Origin of the sequence: Sediminibacterium sp. (assembly GCF_051861365.1) — a bacterium.
Classification (GTDB): Bacteria; Bacteroidota; Bacteroidia; order Chitinophagales; family Chitinophagaceae; genus Sediminibacterium.
This window is the reverse complement of the sequence record NZ_JBHYCW010000001.1, coordinates 12,265-32,986: the sequence shown is the minus strand read 5'-3', so window position 1 is coordinate 32,986 and position 20,722 is coordinate 12,265. Positions and strand designations below refer to the sequence as shown.

Annotated in this window: 15 protein-coding genes and 1 riboswitch; of the genes, 12 read left to right on the top strand and 3 right to left on the bottom strand. The window is 39.6% G+C overall.

The annotated features are described in order from the left end of the window. Positions 1-70 precede the first annotated feature (70 nt). Positions 71-335, bottom strand: a riboswitch (cobalamin riboswitch). Between the two features lie 281 nt (positions 336-616). The 5 genes from ACTIEV_RS00120 to ACTIEV_RS00100 all read left to right on the top strand — a co-directional run bounded on the left by ACTIEV_RS00120 (position 617) and on the right by ACTIEV_RS00100 (position 7,295). Next, entirely contained in the window at positions 617-1,969 is a 1,353-nt protein-coding gene (locus tag ACTIEV_RS00120; protein ID WP_322196493.1) for an APC family permease, read from the top strand. Between the two features lie 4 nt (positions 1,970-1,973). Beyond that, positions 1,974-3,146 (top strand): trans-sulfuration enzyme family protein, encoded by a 1,173-nt coding sequence (locus tag ACTIEV_RS00115; protein WP_322196492.1) that lies wholly within the window; start codon positions 1,974-1,976, stop codon positions 3,144-3,146. 84 nt (positions 3,147-3,230) lie between these two features. Continuing rightward, on the top strand, positions 3,231-4,694 hold the full coding sequence (locus tag ACTIEV_RS00110) for a TolC family protein (protein WP_322196491.1): 1,464 nt from the start codon (positions 3,231-3,233) through the stop codon (positions 4,692-4,694). Positions 4,695-4,732: 38 nt separating this feature from the next. After that, on the top strand, positions 4,733-6,082 hold the full coding sequence (locus ACTIEV_RS00105; protein WP_322196490.1) for an efflux RND transporter periplasmic adaptor subunit: 1,350 nt from the start codon (positions 4,733-4,735) through the stop codon (positions 6,080-6,082). Positions 6,083-6,287: 205 nt separating this feature from the next. After that, positions 6,288-7,295, top strand: coding sequence for an NAD(P)H-dependent glycerol-3-phosphate dehydrogenase (locus ACTIEV_RS00100; protein ID WP_322196489.1), 1,008 nt, complete (start codon positions 6,288-6,290; stop codon positions 7,293-7,295). 261 nt (positions 7,296-7,556) lie between these two features. Here ACTIEV_RS00100 and hemW read toward each other — a convergent pair whose 3' ends face one another. Continuing rightward, positions 7,557-8,684, bottom strand: a complete 1,128-nt coding sequence (hemW, locus tag ACTIEV_RS00095; protein ID WP_322196488.1) for a radical SAM family heme chaperone HemW — start codon at positions 8,682-8,684, stop codon at positions 7,557-7,559. A 172-nt stretch (positions 8,685-8,856) separates the two neighbouring features. Between hemW and ACTIEV_RS00090 the strand changes: the two genes are divergently transcribed. The 7 genes from ACTIEV_RS00090 (at position 8,857) to gldN (ending at position 18,071) form a co-directional block, all read left to right on the top strand. Continuing rightward, positions 8,857-9,858: a DUF4271 domain-containing protein gene (locus ACTIEV_RS00090; protein ID WP_322195883.1), complete on the top strand. Its 1,002-nt coding sequence runs from the start codon at positions 8,857-8,859 to the stop codon at positions 9,856-9,858. A 25-nt stretch (positions 9,859-9,883) separates the two neighbouring features. After that, positions 9,884-10,681: a uroporphyrinogen-III synthase gene (locus ACTIEV_RS00085; RefSeq protein ID WP_322195884.1), complete on the top strand. Its 798-nt coding sequence runs from the start codon at positions 9,884-9,886 to the stop codon at positions 10,679-10,681. Positions 10,682-11,068: 387 nt separating this feature from the next. Continuing rightward, positions 11,069-13,126 (top strand): thioredoxin domain-containing protein, encoded by a 2,058-nt coding sequence (locus ACTIEV_RS00080; protein ID WP_322195885.1) that lies wholly within the window; start codon positions 11,069-11,071, stop codon positions 13,124-13,126. A gap of 187 nt (positions 13,127-13,313) precedes the next feature. Further along, positions 13,314-14,597, top strand: coding sequence for an SUMF1/EgtB/PvdO family nonheme iron enzyme (locus ACTIEV_RS00075; protein WP_322195886.1), 1,284 nt, complete (start codon positions 13,314-13,316; stop codon positions 14,595-14,597). Positions 14,598-14,661: 64 nt separating this feature from the next. Continuing rightward, positions 14,662-15,408, top strand: a complete 747-nt coding sequence (gene gldL, locus ACTIEV_RS00070; RefSeq protein ID WP_322195887.1) for a gliding motility protein GldL — start codon at positions 14,662-14,664, stop codon at positions 15,406-15,408. Positions 15,409-15,460: 52 nt separating this feature from the next. Next, positions 15,461-17,014: a GldM family protein gene (locus ACTIEV_RS00065; RefSeq protein WP_322195888.1), complete on the top strand. Its 1,554-nt coding sequence runs from the start codon at positions 15,461-15,463 to the stop codon at positions 17,012-17,014. 10 nt (positions 17,015-17,024) lie between these two features. After that, positions 17,025-18,071 (top strand): gliding motility protein GldN, encoded by a 1,047-nt coding sequence (gldN, locus tag ACTIEV_RS00060; protein WP_322195889.1) that lies wholly within the window; start codon positions 17,025-17,027, stop codon positions 18,069-18,071. Between the two features lie 193 nt (positions 18,072-18,264). On the opposite strand, the gene uvrC is transcribed toward gldN, so the two are convergent. Then, positions 18,265-20,082 (bottom strand): excinuclease ABC subunit UvrC, encoded by a 1,818-nt coding sequence (uvrC, locus tag ACTIEV_RS00055; protein ID WP_322195890.1) that lies wholly within the window; start codon positions 20,080-20,082, stop codon positions 18,265-18,267. A gap of 48 nt (positions 20,083-20,130) precedes the next feature. Next, the gene (locus ACTIEV_RS00050) at positions 20,131-20,700 is read right to left on the bottom strand and encodes a hypothetical protein (RefSeq protein WP_322195891.1); all 570 of its coding nucleotides are present in this window, start codon (positions 20,698-20,700) and stop codon (positions 20,131-20,133) included. Positions 20,701-20,722 lie beyond the last annotated feature (22 nt).

Genomic DNA, 20,722 nt, shown 5'->3' with positions numbered 1-20,722 from the left:
AAAAACGGAGAAACATAAATAGCCGCTGCAGACAGCATTTACATTCCATGCTTTTCACCCGAAAGCCGTGAATGAACGTTTGTGTCTGGCAGGTCTTCTGGCTTGTTCTCTGTCATTGAACCTTCCCATCCCATTAATTAGGAACAGTGGTTAGTAGAAACGACAGCGGTGAGAGGGTAATGGCTAATGGATCATAGCAAATAGTCTATTAGCTATGATCTATTAGCTATAAGCAAACCACCCAAGAACTTACAGCTACGGGGATAGCGCCGGATTCACACCGGACTTCCCTTTTAATCCCGCATATAGCGAGAACCAAATACGGTAGCAAAAGTAGGGGCTCCTTTGTTTTCTGAAAATTAAGTTTTACACGGGAGGGGGAAAAGTTGAGGGGGTCGATAGTCGATAGTCCATAGCATATGGCTAATAGTTCATTACAATAGATGATAGCTCATGGTAAAGAGATTGCAAAGATTATTACCCGTTCCAAAATATTTTCTACTATTTGCTATGAACTATCAGCTACTCTACATGACCCATCTGCCATGGACTATGGACTATCGACCATAGACTATAACCCATCTTTTCCTTACATTTAACACCATATCAATTCATTATGCAGGGAAATCAAAAACTTAATTTGTTCAGCTTTACCATGATCGTTGTGGGTCTGGTGATTGGGATGGGAATTTTTAGAACGGCGGCTACCAGTGCCAAAGATGCTATCGAACCCTCAGTGTATTTTACGGCTTGGATACTAGGCGGATTTGTAGCTCTTTGCGGAGCACTGACTTATGCTGAGATCGGGAGTCGATATCCGGTGACGGGCGGATATTATAAAGTGTTTTCTTATGCATATCATCCCAGTATTGCCTTTGCTATTAATTGTATCATTCTCATCAGTAATGCGGCAAGTTTGAGTGCGGTAGCATTGATTGGTAGTGGATATATTACAAAATTATTTCCGGGGTATAATTGGACAGATATTGACAAAGCATTGATCAGTTGTGTAGCTATTATTGTTTTCTATGGTATCAATCTAATGGGACTACGTATGAGTTCACGAGCGCAAAATATTTTGATGCTGATCAAAATTGGAATGATTGTGGTATTGATTCTTGCGCTTTTCTTTCCGCAGGATCACACAGCTACTGTCGCTGCAACTACAGTACTTCCGGAAGCTACTGGTTCATCGATGAGTTGGATACAGAGTTTGGGTATTAGTTTGATTGCTGTTTCTTTTACCTATGGAGGTTACCAACAGACCATCAATTTTGGAAATGAAGTGAATCAACCTGCAAAAAATATTCCGAGAGGCATCTTTATTGGTATTGCTATTATTATCGGTTTGTATCTCTTGGTGAATCTTAGTTATTATACCATTGTGGGGTTTGATCAAATGAAAGGAGAAAGAGAAATTGCCTATGTGGTCATGGAAAAAACATTTGGTACCCGAGGGGCGGATATTTTTTCTTTCTTTTTATTCTTTGGAGTATTGGCTTATGTCAATGCATTGTTGATGAGTAATCCGAGGGTGATGTACGCAATGAGTCAGGAAAGAACTTTGCCGGCATTCTTTTCAAAACAGAATCCCAATAATCAGGTTTTTACGATTTCCTTGACTGTATTCGCAGCGATGTGTATTGTAATTTTATTCTTTGCACAAACTTTTGATAAGATACTCAACTTCACTATTTTCTTAGATTGTTTTGGTATGGTTGCCTCCAGTGCTACCATTTTTATTCTTCGTAAGAGAACCAAACATTTGGATGGCACAGGCATTTTTAAGATGAAGTTATATCCTTTAATGCCATTGATTTTTATGAGTGCTTATTTATTTGTAGGTATCAGTATCGCCATGCAAACACCGGATACGGCATTGGTAGGACTGGTGGTACTTGCCGGCTTCATGCTCATTTATTTCCTCACTTCAAAATTCAGAACCAACACGCCTGAACAACAAGTATAAGCTCATGGATATTTCATACATATTGAATGAATTGGGAGAAGATCGGGATGAATATTTTCGTGCAGTATCACCCCCAATAGTACAAACCAGCAATTTTGCTTTCAAAACGGTAGATGACCTTCGAAAAGCATTTGAAAATGAATATGGTGGATGGTTATATAGTCGTGGATTAAATCCAACGGTAGAGATTTTAAGAAAAAAACTAGCGGCATTGGATGGTGCAGAAGATTGTTTGGTTTTCAACAGTGGCGCTGCTGCCATTTTTGCATCGGTATTGGCAAATGTGAAAGCAGGTGATCATATCGTTAGTGTGAAAGATCCATATACCTGGGCTAGGAAAATGTTCGATGAAATTCTTCCTCGTTTTGGTGTAACGGTTACCTATATCGACGGACGTTCCATCACCAATTTCGAAAATGCCATTCAGTCCAATACCACTGTTATCTATTTGGAATCACCCAATAGCTGGATGTTTGACTTGCAGGATTTGTCTGCGGTAGCCCAACTGGCCAGGTCAAAAAATATGATAACCATTTGTGATAATAGTTTTTGTACGCCCCTGTATCAAAAACCTTATGAAATGGGGATAGATCTGGTATTACAATCTGCTACAAAATATATTAGTGGGCATAGTGATGTAATTGCGGGTGTTTTAAGTGGCAGCAAACAACAAATTGAACGTATCTTCAATAGTGAATACAATAATATAGGGTCCGGTATCCAACCTTTTAATGCATGGCTATTGATTAGAGGGCTACGCACATTACCTGCAAGATTGGAGCGGATTACTCGCACCACCCAAATAGTAATAGAGTTCCTTTTATCTCATCCGCGTGTTGAAGAGGTTATCTTTCCATTGCATCCTTCTTTCCCTCAATACGAGCTGGCACAACGCCAGATGAGTGGAGGATGTGGATTATTGACATTCACTATCAAAACCCAGTCCTGTGAAACCATCGAGAAATTCTGTAACAGTCTGAAACACATACTCATGGCAGTGAGTTGGGGAGGACATGAATCCCTGATCATTCCAAAATGTGCGGGACTGCAGCGGGCAGATTTTAATGCGGAGCTAGACATACATAGGAGTTGCCGTTTGTATGTGGGATTGGAGGAGCCGGAGTACATCATTGCCGATCTACAACAGGCGTTTGATGTAATAAAGGTCCTTTCATAACATTTTATTAACGGATAAATGTCTTTCAGCTCCGCCCATCAGAAATTTATCGATCTGCTAGGGAAACCGTTATTTTTGTTATATATGAAGAAGCTTTTGACCCTTCTTGGGTGTGTTATTTTTTTACAAGTCCAGGCACAGACAACCAATGAAAAATGGGATCTGCGTAAATGTGTGGATTATGCTACACAGAATAATATTTCTGTGAAACAGGCAGATATTCAAGCGCGTATCAGTGCGTTACAAGCGCGTCAGGCAAAACTAAGTCAGTACCCCTCCTTGAATATGAACTCGGGAACCGGTGTTCGTTTTGGTAGATCTATCGATCCAACTACCAACCAGTTCTCTACCAGTCAATTCCTGTATCAGAATTTCGGCATGAACGCCAGTATTCAATTGTATAATAATGGAAGTCTGCGTTATACTTTACAAGCAGCTGATTTTAATGCTAAAGCTGCCTTAGCTGAAGTGGAGAGGGCTGCGAATGATGTATCACTTAATGTGGCGAATTTCTATTTGCAAGTATTGGCATCGAGAGAACAAGTAAAGATTACTCAAGTACAGATCGCACAATCACAATCTCAGTTGGATATTACTAAGAAAAGAGTGGAAGCAGGTGTTTTACCGGAATTAAATCAGGCTGAAATAGAAGCACAGTTAGCGAATGATAGCAGTAATTATGTGACAGCTGTTACCAATTATGAACTGAATATTTTAAATCTGAAAGGATTACTCAACCTTGATCCGGCTATTGCTTTTGAAATCGATACTCCTCCGGTAGAAAGTATTCCGCTTGAAAGCTTTGGCGATTTACAACCGGAGTTGGTATATCAATTGGCCATGACCACTCAGCCATTACAAAAAGCCAATGATTTCAGAATCAAAGCAGCACAGAAATCAGTACTAGCGGCAAAGGGACAAATGTATCCTACACTGAGTTTCGGTGGGAATCTGGCCAGCAACTTTTCCAATTCTTTTAAAAGTACAACGGGGTTTACATTCTTAGGATACCGTCCCATCACCGGTGCTGAACCTAAAGTAACAGTGAGCAATGTTGATTATTATGTTCAAGAGCCACTCTATCGTTTTAATCAGCAAAGTAGAAGTTTTGGAGGTTTATGGAATGGATGGGCGAATCAAATCAGTAACAACTTTGGACAAAACGTGGGTATCAACTTATCTGTTCCCATTTTTAACAGTGGTCAGAGCAGAAATGCTTATCAACGTTCTAAGTTGGATCTGAGAAATGTAGAGTTACAGAAAACCCAAGCTGATCTTAAACTGAAACAAGATATTTATACAGCATATAATAACGCCACTGCGTCATTACAAAAATTCAATGCAGGTAAGAAAGCGGTAGAAAATGCACAAAAGGCATACGATTTTGCTTTAAAGCGTTATGAGGTAGGATTATTGGGTTCATTGGAATTAATCACCAATCAAAATAATCTATTGCGTGCCAAAGTGCAGCAGTTGAGTAATCAATATGAATATGTATTTAGAATGAAAGTATTGGAGTTTTATAAAGGTCAAGGTCTAAAACTGTAACCCAAGCATCAGTATCGCGGATTTAAAAGAAAATTATTATGAACAAGAAACTATTGTGGACGATTGTAGGGTTAGTAGTTGTTGTGGGTGCATTTATTGGACTGAAAAAAACAGGTGTTATTGGGAAAGATGAAGGATTGAATGTGTCTGCAGAAAAAGCAGCACTCAGAACCATCATCGAAACAGTAAATGCCAGTGGTAAAGTATACCCTGAGATTGAGGTGAAAGTGAGTCCGGATGTAAGTGGAGAGATCATTGAATTGAATGTAAATGAAGGCGACAGTGTTCGCAAAGGACAGGTGTTGGCTCGTATCTATGCAGATATTTATTCTACTCAGCGCGATCAGTTTGCTGCCGGCGTTGAGCAAGCAAAAGCACAATTATCCAATTCCAATGCCAATATTCCGGGATTAAAGGCAATATTAGATAATGCCAAAGCAGCTTTTGAACGTCAGCGAAAATTGTATACCGAGAAAGTAACTTCACGTCAAGAATACGATCAGGCTGAACAAGCATACCGCACCGCAGAAGCCAATTATAAAGCGGCAATTGAAGGATTAAAAGGAACAGAAGCATCTATCATGGGAGCTGAAGCACAGTTGGCAAGAGCTCATAAAGATCTATCCAGAACCACACTGGTAGCACCGATGGATGGTGTGATTAGTTTGTTGGCAGTAAAGAAGGGAGAAAGAGTAGTAGGAACCGCGCAAATGGCAGGAACAGAAATGATGCGTGTAGCAGATATGCGAAGCATTGAAATACGTGTTGATGTTGGTGAAAATGATATACCCAAAGTAAAACTAGGAGATACAGCATTGGTGGAAGTAGATGCATATACCAATCGTAAATTCAAAGGGCTGGTATATAAAATTGCCAATCCGAATACACAAGCAACAACCACAGCAACCAGTACTGAAGTCACGAATTACAAAGTACATATCAGATTGATTCCGGATAGTTATAAGGATATGATGATTCCGGGCAGGGCTTTCCCTTTTCGTCCGGGTATGAGCGCCAGCGCAGATATTCAAACCAACACCAAAGAAAATGTATTGGCAGTTCCACTCAATGCAGTAACCACGCGTGAGAAAAACAGTGATGAAAAAGATGGTGCTTCCAAACAACTATCTTCAGAGGATAAAACGGGGATTGATGATGAGGCAGTAGAAGAAGTGGTCTTCATTGTTCAGAAAGATAATAAAGTAAAAAAGGTAAAGGTGAAAACCGCTATCCAAGACTTGAACTATATTGAAATTATAGACGGACTCAATGATGGAGATCAAGTAGTAACGGGGCCGTATAATACCGTGAGCAAGATCTTAAAAGATGGCAATCTGGTAAAAATTGTACCAAAGGATAAGCTTTTTGAAGAAAAGAAAAAAGAGTAGAGAGTGAGAAACAAGAAATAAGAAACAAGAAATAAGAAAGGTACAAGTAGTAGGTTACAAGCAATTAAGAATAGAAATGGCTTTAAATAGCTCCGGACTTCAGTCCGGAGGGAATAGCGTCATTTGTTTGCAATGAACCATTTGCCATTACCTATCCGCATCCAACCACAATTCCTATCTTCGTACCGAAACAATTCTTTGATGCATGCGATATGGAATCATTGGTAGTGGGAGTTGGGCAACAGCGTTGGCTAAAATCCTTACAGATAATGGAAACAATATTTACTGGTGGGTAAGGAATGCAGAAACCATTCAGTACATCGAGAAGCGAAAACACAATCCACATTATCTCAGTGCCGCGTATTTCAATCCCTCTCAATTGGTACTCAGTAATCATCTGAAGGATGTAGTGCAAGCCGTAGATGCGTTGGTCATTGCAGTGCCTTCTGCTTTTGCAGAACAAGTGTTTGAACAATTACAACCGGAAGATCTGCAAGGAAAAAAAATCATTTCTGCCATTAAAGGTATCTTACCTACTGATAACAGGTTATTACACGAATACCTGTTTACTCATTTTCAGTTTCCGGTAGAAAATTATTTTGCTTTATTAGGACCTTGTCACGCTGAAGAAGTGGCATCAGAAAAATTATCTTATCTCACTTTCTCGGGAAAAGATAGTACAACTACACAACAGATCGCTACTGATTTTGGAACAGAATATATCAATACCGTTGTCAATAATGATGTGGTAGGTGTTCAATATGCGGCTGTACTTAAAAATATTTATGCATTGGGTGCAGGTATTGCACATGGATTGGAATATGGCGATAATTTTCTTAGTGTCTATATCGCTAATAGTGCTAATGAAATGGTTGCATTCTTACGCAAGTTGAACGAAAAAGAAGGGGTTGAAACGGAGAAGGGACATAATTATGCAGCATCTGTTTATTTAGGTGACCTACTGGTAACCTGTTATTCTCTGTATAGTCGTAACCGTACTTTCGGAAATATGATCGGTAAAGGATATTCTGTAAAAGCAGCTCAGTTAGAATTGAATATGGTGGCAGAAGGTTACAATGCTGCCAAATGCATTTACCGTACAAACCAGAGTGTCAAAGCCATCATGCCCATAGCATCAGCCATTTATGAGATATTATGGGAGCATCATTCTGCCGCTGATGGATTTAAGAAAATAGAAGGTTTTTTGGTCTGATAAAAGTGGTAACTTTATTCCATGCCAGTTTCATTTACCTTATTAAGCCCAATGGTACTACTGATATTGCTTGGTGCAGTCATCGGTATCCATCTTTTAAGGAAACTGTTGCGTCATGAATAATAGCTGCAAGTCATGAGCTGCAAGCCACAAGCTACAGGCTTCAAGCTGATTTTCCCAGCTGAACATTTTTTTTAGCTCAGTCATAATAGTTATGCTTATTTAAATTGCACGGTACTTCAGTGCCGTGAGATTTGAAGATTATTCCACAAAAAGATCTGCAGCAATGCCATCTGCCAAAAATTTCCCTTGAGCTGTTAAAATAATATGCTGTTCTTGTAATTGAATATTTTGCTGTACCACATGAATTTGTGCCGCTTTCAAAACTTCCTGCTTTCTTTCCTCCCCCCAATTTTTCTCTAAGAAATTCAATGAAATACCTTCTATGGTTCTTAAGCTGGTCATCAGGTACTCATTGATTCTTTGAACCATGGTTAGCATTTCAGATTCAAAAGGAATGATTCCTTGCTGCAGACTGCTGATATATAACGGGTTATTGGAAATATTCCATTGTCTGGTTACATGACCATCAAAAGAATGTGCAGAAGGTCCTAAGCCCAGATACGGGTTACCTTGCCAATAACTACTGTTATGTTTACTTCTAAATCCCGGTTTGGCAAAATTGGATATCTCATAATGCTCAAAACCTGCGTTCTGTAAAGTTTCTGTGAGAATATTAAAATGAATAGCCTGATGATCAGCATCCACTTCTTCTTTCGTGCCTTTTCGTACCATAACATCCAGCGCCGTGTTGGGTTCTACAGTTAATGCGTAACAGGATAGATGAGGAATGCCTAATGTTAATGCTGTTTCAATATTTTGTTTCCAGCGTTCGTTGGTGAGACCGGGAGTGCCATAAATCAAATCGATGGTCAAATTATAAAATCCTGCAGTTTGTGCCAGTTCAATACAATGGTTTGCCTGTTGAGCATTGTGCGCGCGATTCATCCATTGTAAGTCTTCTTCAAAAAAAGATTGAATACCGATACTCAATCTGTTGATACCTGCTTGATGCCATTGATTCAATGTCTTTGGATCAATATCATCCGGATTAGCTTCCAGTGTTATTTCGGCATTAGGAGCAATCGTATAGTGTTCGTTCAGGGTATTGAGCAGTATCTCTAATTCAGAGCCTGATAATAAAGAAGGAGTACCCCCACCAAAGTAAATGGTATCAACAGTTTCTTGTAAAAATGTTTTTCTCAGTACCGCCTCCTTACAAATAGCCGCTACCAAATCAGACTTCAGTTGTAACTGTGTCGAAAAATGAAAATTACAATAGTGACAAGCTTTCTTGCAAAAAGGAACATGAATGTAGATGCCGGGCATGGGGCAAAGATAGGTGCTAGGTACAAGGTACTGGGTACTAGTTAATCGGGAATTACGTTTAATGTACTAATGACTTATCCCTAAGTTTTTTACCAGCACCTAGCACCTAGCACCTAGCACCTTGTACCTAGTACCCATCACCTAATCCACAACTTCCCTTATTTTTGCATCGATGAACCTGATGAAGCAACTTTCTTTACTGATGCTCACCTTATTGTTACAGGTATTAGTGGTTGCGCAGAGTGATACACCGGTGCGTAGTAACTCACTTCAACAAAGGGTTCGTTTAGATTCCGGTAGACAAATACAAACTACTCAGGTACAAAAAGATTCTTTATTCTCGCAAACAGATTCTGCTGCTCTTTTAATGGATTCAACAACTGTTGATAGCCTGCAATCATCTGTTGCGATAATGGCTGTGCAAAAGAATGATACCAGTACCTATGCTAAATACCTGGCTCATCCTTATTTGCCCTTGTCTGCAAAACCGATGTTCATGATTTCCGATTTTAGGGAAACGCGAACACTGGATGATCTGTTTTATTTGTTAATGGGAGTATTATTATTACTCGCTTTTATACGGTCTGTTTTTCCACGTTACTTCAAGAACTTATTTGTGTTATTTTTCCAAACCTCCCTAAGACAAAAACAAACACGTGATCAGCTATTACAAGATAACCTGGGGTCTGTCTTTGTAAATCTTTTATTCATTGTCAGTACTAGTATTTATGGAGCACTCATTATTCGACACAGAGAATGGCTCGATTATCCTTTTTGGCATGTGATTTTCTTTGGTGCAGGGTTATTATCTATCGTGTATTTCGGAAAATTTCTCTTTTTGCAGTTCGCCGGATGGGTATTCAATTCCCGAGAAGCAGCGATGAATTATACTTTCACCGTTTTTTTAGTCAACAAGGTATTAGGGATCAGTTTGGTTCCTTTTCTCTTCCTGATGGCATTTTCGGCGTCTACACTGCGTGAAGTGGCTTTTACGGTATCCATTGGGTTAACCGGTTTATTATTATTATATCGCTATGTTATGTCCTTTGCTAATATTAGGAACACATTGAAAGTGAATGCTTTACATTTTTTCCTATACCTTTGCGCGGTGGAGATATTGCCGCTATTGGTTTTATATAAACTGATGGCTGATTATATCGGCGGAAGGTTTTAATTTTGCAAAATCTCAGAAAGCAAGCATGGTAAAGAACGGATCCAAACAATCAGGAGCGACCAAAACCGCAAGAAGAATCCTGATCTCACAGCCTAGACCGGAAAGCGATAAATCGCCCTATTTTGATCTGGAGCGCAAGTACAAAGTAGAGTTGGTATTCCATCCCTTTATTAAGCTGGAGGGAATACCTGCTAAAGAATTCCGGAAACAGAAGATCGATATCATGCAATATTCTGCCGTGATATTCACCAGCAGGAATGCCATCGATCACTTTTTTCGTACTTGTGAAGAAATGAAAGTAACCATCGGTCAGGACACTAAGTACTTCTGTATCACAGAAGCTGTGGCGCTCTACCTGCAAAAATTCATTTTATATCGCAAGCGAAAAGTTTTTTATGGTGCTGATGGTACCAATAAAAGCATGTTCGATGTGATCAATAAGCATAAAGAAAATGAGAAGTTCCTTTACGTGTGCAGCGAGAACCAGCAAGACAATGAAATCGTTACCTGGCTGAAATCCAATAACTGTGAGTTTCAGTTGGCATTCATGTACAGAACGATTAGTAATGATATCAAAGAAGTGATTGAAGGAAAAGAATATGATGTGATCTGCTTCTTTACACCTAGTGGTGTTAAGAGTTTGTTTGATAACTTACCCGGTTTTAAACAAAACGGAACCGTCATCGGGGCTTTTGGAAACAATACCTCTAAAGCAGTAGAAGATGCGGGATTGAAATTGGAAATCAAAGTGCCATCGCCACAAAAACCTAGTATGGTATCAGCATTGGATCAATTTCTGGCATCAACCGTATCCAAAAAATAATATTTCATCTAATATTTTTTCAAACCCCTTGCATGGTCAAGGGGTTTTTTGTAGCATGCAGTCTTTAAAATTCAGGATTGAGGTGTCTTATATTTAATTACTTAGAAAATAAATAGATACAAAAATTACAAAGCATGAGCTAGCTGCAGTAATAACTTTTAATCAGTCCTTGTGGACGGGCCTCATTGGGGTCGGTGTCGAGCGTAGCGAAGACAGATGAAATCATGCGTAGCAGATTTCATCAGAGGCCAATGCAGCCCGGGAACAAGGACGGGGCCATTCGGCCCTGGAGCAATATAGAACTCCAACAATTAGAGTGACTTATTTTTAATCGTATAACACGTTAAGGGTTATACTACATTCATTATTCAATATTTATATCCACCCATGCCAAGCAGTCATACCCATACCAATCGATTGATTCACGAAACGAGTCCCTATCTTTTACAGCATGCGCACAATCCGGTAAACTGGTACCCTTGGGGAGAAGAGGCTTTGGCATTGGCGCGCAGTGAACAAAAACCTATTCTGGTAAGTATTGGCTACGCAGCCTGCCATTGGTGTCATGTGATGGAAAGGGAAAGTTTTGAAGATGAAGTAACTGCAGCATTGATGAACGAACATTTCATCAATATTAAAATCGACAGAGAAGAAAGACCCGATATCGATCATATTTACATGGACGCGGTTCAGGCCATGACGGGTAGTGGAGGATGGCCATTGAATGTTTTTCTGACACCTGATGCCAAACCTTTTTATGGGGGCACTTATTTTCCGCCGGTTCGTGCGCACAACAGACCCTCATGGAAAGAAGTATTGAGTGGATTACACAAAGCCTTTACAGAAAAAAGAGAAGAGATCGATCAGCAGTCAGAAAAACTTACTGCACATCTTTTAAAATCCAATCAGTTTGGGATAGGATCTATAGTAACGGATGGATCATTTCATCAAGAAATGCTTGAAGACATCTGTAACAATATGCTAAAGCAGGCTGATACAGTATGGGGTGGTTTTGGTGCAGCACCTAAATTTCCACAAACAGCTACGATCCGTTATCTATTGCGACATCATTATTTCAATCATCATCAGGCGTCATTGACACAGGCATTGTTAAGCATTGACAAAATGATCGATGGCGGTATTTATGATCAGTTAGGTGGTGGCTTTGCCCGTTACAGTACTGATACCGAATGGCTGGCACCACACTTTGAAAAAATGTTGTACGATAATGCATTGATCGTAAGTACCATCTGTGAAGCGTATCAGTTAACCCATTCTCCCAAATATGCCCGAGTCATTCGAGAGACACTATGCTTTGTACAACGAGAGCTGATGCATCCGGAAGAAGGTTTTTACAGTGCACTGGATGCAGATAGCGAAGGAGTAGAAGGTAAATTTTATACCTGGCAGAAAAATGAGATCAAAGCAGAATTATCTGCAGCAGATGCTGCTTTATGTTGTGAATATTATGGGGTTACAGAGGAAGGCAATTGGGAGCATACCAATATCCTGCATGTACGTCAAGAGTTATCTGCATTTGCACAACAATACGGCATGGAAGAAGCAGAATGGCTTTCAAAATTGGAGCAGATCAAAGCAACATTACTGAAAAAAAGAGGGGAAAGAATTCGTCCGTCATTGGATGACAAACAGTTATTAGGTTGGAATGCATTAATGAATATCGCTTTTTCACAAGCTTATGCGGCATTGGGTGATGAAGCCTATAAAGAGATAGCGATTCGGAATATGTCTTTTTTGGAAGACAAATTTTATGACCCCCTAACCCAAACCTGGAAGCATACTTACAAAGCCGGTAAAGCAATGATCCCGGCTTTTCTGGATGATCTTGCTTACTTGATACAGGCGTATATTTTTTTGCAGGAGATAACTGGAGAGGGTAGCTATCTTTTAAAAGCCAAAACATTATTGGAGCAGGTGAACCGGGAGTTCGGAGAAGAAGAAACGGGTTATTATTTCTATACCAAAGAAAGCCAAACAGATGTGATTGTTCGTAAAAAGGAAGTGTATGACGGGGCCACACCCAGCGGCAATGCCATTATGGCCATCAATTTGCAATACCTGGGAAGGGTATTCGACCAAAAGAACTGGTTACAAAGAATGGAGCAAATGACAGGAAGTTTGTCACAAGCTATTGTTAAATACCCCACTTCTTTCGGCATCTGGGCATTGGTAATACAGGGGGAAGTAACAGGCTGGAAAGAAGTGGCTTTGATGGGTCAAGGAGCTCGTCAGTACCTGCCCCAAGCGCTCGAGAAATATAGCCCATATAAAATACTCCAATGTGCGGAAACTAAAACCGAGGTTTTCCCGTTATTAGCAGGAAAAATGCCCGAAAACGGCGGTGTTTTGTTGTATGTATGCCAGAATTTTACTTGTAGTGATTACACTACTGATAAAATAGTTGACTTTTTAGCAATTGTGTAACAAGAATTGCGGTAATTTGCTTACTGACAGTGGCTCTAAAAGCCCCATTCAGTTAGTGAAAATAAAATTCTGAAATTACTGGAATCATCTTTACCCGCCTTGTGAAATTATTGGTTTTAAAACGGAAGCTGTATTTAACTGCGCTTCTGAACTTATATTTGTCACTGTCATAAATTAAGTTGAACAGATGAAAGGTTATTTAACTACTATTACCTTGGCCGTATTCACGCTAAGCCTAAGCTCGTGCTTCCTGAATAAGGGCAAGAAGTCAAAAGGATTACCTGATGACGGTCAGTTGCATGGAGTAGCGCCAACGGCCAGACCCAGTATGACAACACCGAGAAACATGGTATACATTCCACCTGGAACCTTTCATATGGGACCCAGTGATGAGGATATCAGTTTTAATTATACCAACAGGAATAGATCAATGTCAATTCCCGGTTTCTGGATGGATGCAACAGAAATTACCAATAACCAATATCGTCAGTTCGTAAACTGGGTACGTGATTCTTTATCTTTTAAGATTTTGTATGGTGGTGGTATCAATAAAGAAGATGATACTTCAGCAGTAGACTGGAGAAAAGTAGCCCAGATCAAATATGATAAAGCGACTATCGAAAAATTAAATGAGTTAAACTTAGCTCCAGATAATCGTCTATTCGGAAGAAACGAAATTGATCCCGGTAAACTTAAATACAAAGTAGAATATTTTAACTTACCCGAAGCAGCTAAGCGCGAGAATGCGGATAGACCTAGGAAAGATTTTATTGTAAAGTATGATGAGAAAGTATACCCTGATACCCTTGTTTGGATCAGAGACTTCTCGTATTCCTATAATGAACCCATGACCAAGCGTTATTTCGCTCACCCATCTTATGGTAATTACCCTGTGGTAGGTGTAACATGGAAACAAGCTGTTGCTTTCTGTCATTGGCGTACACATTATCAGAACTCATTCCTTGAGAAGAAAAAGTTTGCAGTAGATGGTGACTATCGTTTACCAAGTGAAGCAGAGTGGGAATATGCGGCTCGTGGAGGTAGAACCAATTCTATGTTCCCTTGGGGTAACTACTATCTGAGAAATAAAAAAGGTTGTTTGTTAGCCAACTTTAAGCCCGGTAGAGGTAACTATCCTGAAGATGGCGGTTTCTATACGGTAAAAGCGGATGCTTACTGGGCAAATGATTATGGTTTGTACAATATGTCCGGTAACGTAGCTGAATGGACCGGTTCTTATTTCTATGAAGGGTCATACAACTTTATGTCAGATTTAAGTCCGGATGTACGTATTGAAGCAACCGATTCAGATCTACCTCGTATGAAGCGTAAAGTGGTACGTGGGGGTAGCTGGAAAGATATTGCTTATTACCTCCAGGTAAGTACCCGTAATTATGAATACCAGGATACTGCTAAATCATACATCGGTTTTCGTTGTGTGATTGATTTGGCTCCTAAATCCAAAAAATAAAATCCGTCCGGAACGTTGAATACGATCCGAGATTCAATAAACTATTAAAACTAAACTTAAGATTATGGCTTCAGGTGTTTCTCCCGCAACCAACCGAATTGTAAATGTTATTGTATGTCTGGGTGCCTCCGTAGTAATTTTCGGTGCCATGGCAAAAATCCTTCACTTGTCATGGGCAGATTGGGCATTGAAGATTGGACTAACAACAGAAGCGCTCATCTTCGTAGTTTATGCTATTTTGCCTCCTCCAGATATGGGAGCACCGATTGCACCGGTAGCTGCAGGTAACCCTGCTTTAAAAAGTCTGGATGATATGTTGCAACAAGCAGATATTACACCGGCTAACTTATCAAAATTGAGTGCCAGCTTCCAGAAATTGGGAACTACGGTAGATAATATGGGAGAGATTAGCGATGTGGTGAAATCAACCGGCGATTTTTCAGCTAAAGCTAAAGAAGCAACTACTGCTTTTTCTTCTATATCAGGTGCAGTGAATCAGGCAACACAATCATTGGCTGGTTTCAACAGTGCATCTGAAGGAACCAAACAATTCCATGAGCAGGTACAGGTATTGACCAAGAATCTGTCTTCATTGAATACTATTTATGAATTGGAGTTGCAGGAAAGTAATAATCACTTAAAAGCATTGAATCAGTTCTATGGTAAACTGGCACAAGCTTCAGCGGCAATGTCGAGCAGTGCAGATGATGCGATGAAAGCAAAAGAACAAATTGCAGTGCTGGCCAATAACCTGGGTAAGTTGAATCAGGTGTATGGCAATATGTTGACAGCTATGCAAGGGCGCGCTTAATATTTCCTTGCTTGCAAAACCTATTATAAACCGAATAGAAAACTTTAGATAAATGTCATTACCAAAGGAACCGAGGCAGAAGATGATCAATATGATGTACCTCGTGCTTACGGCACTGTTGGCGCTGAATGTTTCATCTGAGATTCTGAATGCCTTTAAAACGGTAGACAGGAGCCTTATGACTGCGAATGGAATTGTAGATAAGAAGAATGCAGAGATATTCAGATCATTTCAAGCAAAGATTGAAGATCCAAAAACAAGAGAAAAAGCACAGATATGGTTACCAAAGGCCCAACAGGCACAAAAATTAGCTGATGATCTGTATGCTTACATGGAGGCTTTAAAAAAGGAATTGAAAGAAGAGTCTGGATTAACTGTTGGCGAAGATGGAAAGGAGTCCTATAAAGAAGATAATCTGGATGCAGCAACCCGTATGTTCATTTCTGAACCCCCCAATGGGAAAGGAAGAGGTAAGGAGTTGTTGAGCAGGTTAAAAGCATTTAAAGATCAATTGTTGGCGATTGATCCGGATATGAAAAAAGAGATTGAAGCCTCATTACCATTAGACCTTACTCCACTTCCATCTACGAGTGAAGCAGGAAAAGGTGATTGGGCTTATGGATATTTTCATATGACACCTTCCGTAGCGGCAATTACTATATTAAGCAAGTTTGAAAACGATATTAAAAATAGTGAGGCATTAGCGGTAGATTATTGTCATCGTCAGATTGGACAAGTGGAGTTGATTTATGATGAATTTCAGGCATTCGCAGGAACCAATTCTCAATACCTGATGCCGGGAGAAGAACTTGTGATCACTGCTGGTATCGGCGCATTCAGTAAAGCAGCTAAACCCAATATTACAGTAGATGGGGTAGCCGTTGCTTTGAATGCAGAAGGAGCAGCTGAATACAAAACCCGTGTAAATAACTCAGGCGCCGCTGTAAAAAAAGTAAGAATATCTTATTTAAAACCCGATGGTACCTCCGCAGTTGTAGAAAAAGAAGTTCGTTATACAGTGGGTGTTCCCTCCGGATTGGTGGTATCTACCGATAAAACGCGCGTGTTTTATCAAGGTCTTGAAAATCCATTGAGCGTAACCGGCGGCGGCGGCGATGAAAAAGTAAAAGTGAATATTGAGGGTGCTGGTGCTACACTTACCAAGGCAGGTGCCGGACAATACATTGTTACTTGTAACCAACTGGGTACAGTAAATGTGGTGGCCACCGATGGTAAAACAACACAACGTATCGCTATTCCTGTAAAACGTGTTCCAGATCCAATTGCCATTGTAGGTGGTAGTGCAGGTGGAACGATGAACGCCAATGTATTCCGTGTTCAAAGAGGGGTAATCGCTGATTTACGTGATTTCGTTTTTGAAGGAGTGAAGTTTGAAGTATTGAGCTATATGTTGATTTGTACCGGTAAAGGTTTCGATGAACCTGAATTTGCAGAAGTGAATGGTCCATCATTCAGTGGCGACGCCCAAAATCTGATCAGACGTTGCCAGCCCGGTACTACCGTTACTATTGGTGAAATCAAACTGAAACAACCGGGTGGCGGAACCAGAAAAATAGATCAGAACATTACATTCATATTGCAATAAAGCATTGGTTATGAAAAAAACATTCTTATTGTGCGTGACGGTTTCATTGTTAGCAGGTACCACTGCTATGGCACAATTCAATTTGCGGAATAATAATAATCGCCCCAGAAATGCGGCGGATTCTGCTGCTGCTAAGCGTGATACTACTAAACCGGCAACAACAACTACCAATGCCAATAGGCCTGCTGTAGATCCGGCAAGCATTAAGCCTAGCAAAACGGTGGATACTACTATTGTGGGTGGTTTTGGAGAAGTAGTTCCTCGTAGCCTTCGTAACGAAACTGCGGCAGACCGCAGTCAGACAAGAGAAAAACGTCCATTGGAATATGAACATCTTCGTGAAGATGATTGGTTATTCAGTGAATTTATTTGGAGAGAGATTGATGCGCGTGAAAAAGTAAACCAGCCTTTCATGTATCCGGGTAAAGATGATCTGGGTGATCAACGTTTCTTCTCTATTTTGCTAAGTGCTATCAAAAACGACAGTGTGGTTCCTTTCTCTGCAGAAGGGGGAGATGATCGTTTTACCAAGCCAATGTCTTATGATGATATCACTAAAATGCTGAAAGGACGTTTGGATACACAGTTAGTACAGAATGCCGATAATCCGAATGTTGTAGATACCGCAGTTATTTATGATACGAAGTTTGCGCCCAATCCTGACTCTATTTATACTTTTCGTTTAAAAGAACAATGGATCTTCGACAAAGAAGCCAGCCGTATGTTTGTACGCATCATCGGGATAGCTCCTGTTGCCAAACTGGTGATCAATGGTAAGTCAACCCCCAGAACACTTTTCTGGATCTATTACCCCGATCTGCGTAAGACCCTTACTAAATACAATGTATACAATACAAAGAATTATGCAGGTCGAATGACATGGGAAGAGCTCTTTGAAAGTCGCTTTTTCGGAAGCTATATTGTGAAAACCAGTAGCAATAACCCCAGTGATCGCTTCCTCAGTGCCCTAATTCGTGATCCGCTGTTTAGGTTATTAGAAGGGGAGAATATCAAAGAACGTTTGTTCAACTATGAACAAGACCTATGGCAGTATTAAGAGCTCATAATCAATATGTTATGCAGAAAAGGGGGCCTATAGGCTCCCTTTTTTATTAAAAATACATTATAATACAATTTTTCAAATTTGAATATTGATTAATTAAACGGATTCCTTAACTTTACCACGGTTTTTCATAGGATATTGGATTTTAAAAACGGGGTTGGATTTCTATCCTGACCCCTTTTTTATTTTATTCCTTCTCTTCTTTCTCTTCAAAAAATGCCAATAAAGCATCCGTTCTTTTACTGCCGATTAAATGAACAAGGTCTTTTTTATCTGCATTTCTAATATTTTTTACTGATTTAAATTCTTTCAGCAAAACGATGACCGTTTGTTTACCGATTCCATCAATCTGTTCCAGTTCATTTTTGAATGTGCCTTTTGATCGTTGGTTTCGATGAAAAGTAATACCAAATCGGTGAACTTCATCGCGTATTCTGCGAACGAGTTTTAGCGAATTGCTGTCCCAAGGCAATTTGATAGAAGCAGAATCTCCCGGAAAGAAAATCTCCTCTTCATTTTTTGCCAATCCAACAATAGTTAATCTGCCATGCAAATTCAATGCATGAATGCTTTCCATAGCAGCACCTAATTGTCCTTTACCCCCATCAATAATGACCAATTGCGGTAATGGCATTTCTTCTGTCAATAATCGTTGGTATCTTCTGTATACCACTTCTTTCATAGTAGCGAAATCATTGATACCTTTTACCGTTTTTACATGGTAGTGTCTATAATCTTTTTTACTGGGCATTCCATCTCTGAAACATACCATCGCTGATACAGGGTAACTGCCTTGGAAGTTTGAGTTATCAAAACATTCAATATGCACGGGTGTTTCTTGTAAATGCAAGTAGTCCTGTAATTCGTACAATACTTTTTTCTTTTCCATGTCTGTACGCCCTTCCAGATGTAATACTTTCTTTCTTCGTAACTCTTCTTGAAAATAATTTACATTCTTTAGTGCCAGTTCTAATAACTTCTTTTTATCTCCACCTTTTGGAATAGTAAATACTAAGGTTGGATCAGGATATTCTATTTCAAATGGAACAATCACTTCTTTGGATAAACTATTAAAATCGGTCCTCATTCTACTGATGGCAAAACTCAGTACTTCTTCTTCTGTTTCTTCCAGTTTGGTTTCCAATGGTACGGTATGTGTTTGAACGATGGTTCCATTTTGGACCATAAGATAACTTACATAAGCAGTATCGCCATCTTTTAAAATGGCAAATACATCCAGACTGCTGAGATGCTTACTGACAATGACAGATTTGGACTGATAGTTTTCTAAGTGCTCTATTTTTTTGCGAACGGACTCAGCTTTTTCAAACTCAAGATTCGTAGCATGTTCTTGCATCTGTTTTTTAAAATGCTGGATCACAGATCCAAGATTGCCCTTTAAGATATTTCTCACCTGTTGTAATCCCTCATCATAGGATGCTGCATCCTGCAATCCCTCACACGGACCTTTACAATTGCCGAGGTGATATTCCAGACAAACCTTGTATTTACCTCTGCGAATTTGTGCATCACCCAAGTTTAACTTGCAAGTGCGTAAAGGAATGTATTGCCTGATAAAGCTGATCAGTTCTCTGACCTTGCCGCTAGACGTAAAAGGACCTAAATATTCAGATCCGTCATTGATTTTTTTTCTGGTGAGAAAAATACGCGGGAAAGGTTCTTTTTTGATGACGATATAGGGATAGGTTTTATCGTCTTTGAGATTGATATTGAAACGTGGTTGGTATTCTTTGATTAATGCGTTCTCCAGTAAAAAAGCATCCTGTTCAGAGTCTACGATCGTGAACTCAATACGTTGAATACGTTGAACCAGTTCATGGGTTTTATAAGTAGTAAACGTTTTTGAAAAATAAGAACTCACCCTTTTGCGCAGTTCTTTGGCTTTTCCTACATATAATAAAGTATCATCCGCATCAAAATATTTATAGATACCTGGCTGAAGCGGTATGGTATGTGCTATCTGTTGAAATTCCTGCTGCGTCATAAAAATTTCTTATTCTCCGAAGGAGTCCTGTGGACCTGATTGCTTATTTCACTCTTCCCATCGAACTTCAGTAAGTTCGTTCGTAGTATATCCTTGTACATTCGTAATTGAACGAATGATCTGAAACCCTTTGGCTGTATTCCAATTATGTTGTTCCATAATAGAGCCATTTCCCTTTCGGTATACACTTCTAATGAAAACACGTTTTACCTGATTGGTTTGTTCATCCAATAGTACTTCCATTCCTTTTACTGTTACCGTAGTGTCAACAGCAGTATAACTCAAAGTGTAACTGTTGGTAGCAGCATCTTGAAAAATGGTTTCGCGGTAATGCTTCTTTGTAGTAGCATCGGTTATATCTTTTGCTATGAACTCTTTTACCAGTTCTTGAAAAGTAGCTATAGACAATTGGGTAGAATCTTTTTTCCCATCCTTGGTATGAAAAACGAGCATCTTCTTTTTCATGGTTGGAAGGATGGTTATTTGATTTTCAAAAAAAGAAGCGGTCGGGTAAAATTGGGTACTATCCGGAGATGGTTGTAATTGAGGGTTTGTTTGTACACTTTCACCACAAGCCAAGAGCCAATAGCTCATCAGTATCACTGCTAATTGTTTCATCCGACAAAATTATTTAAACCAC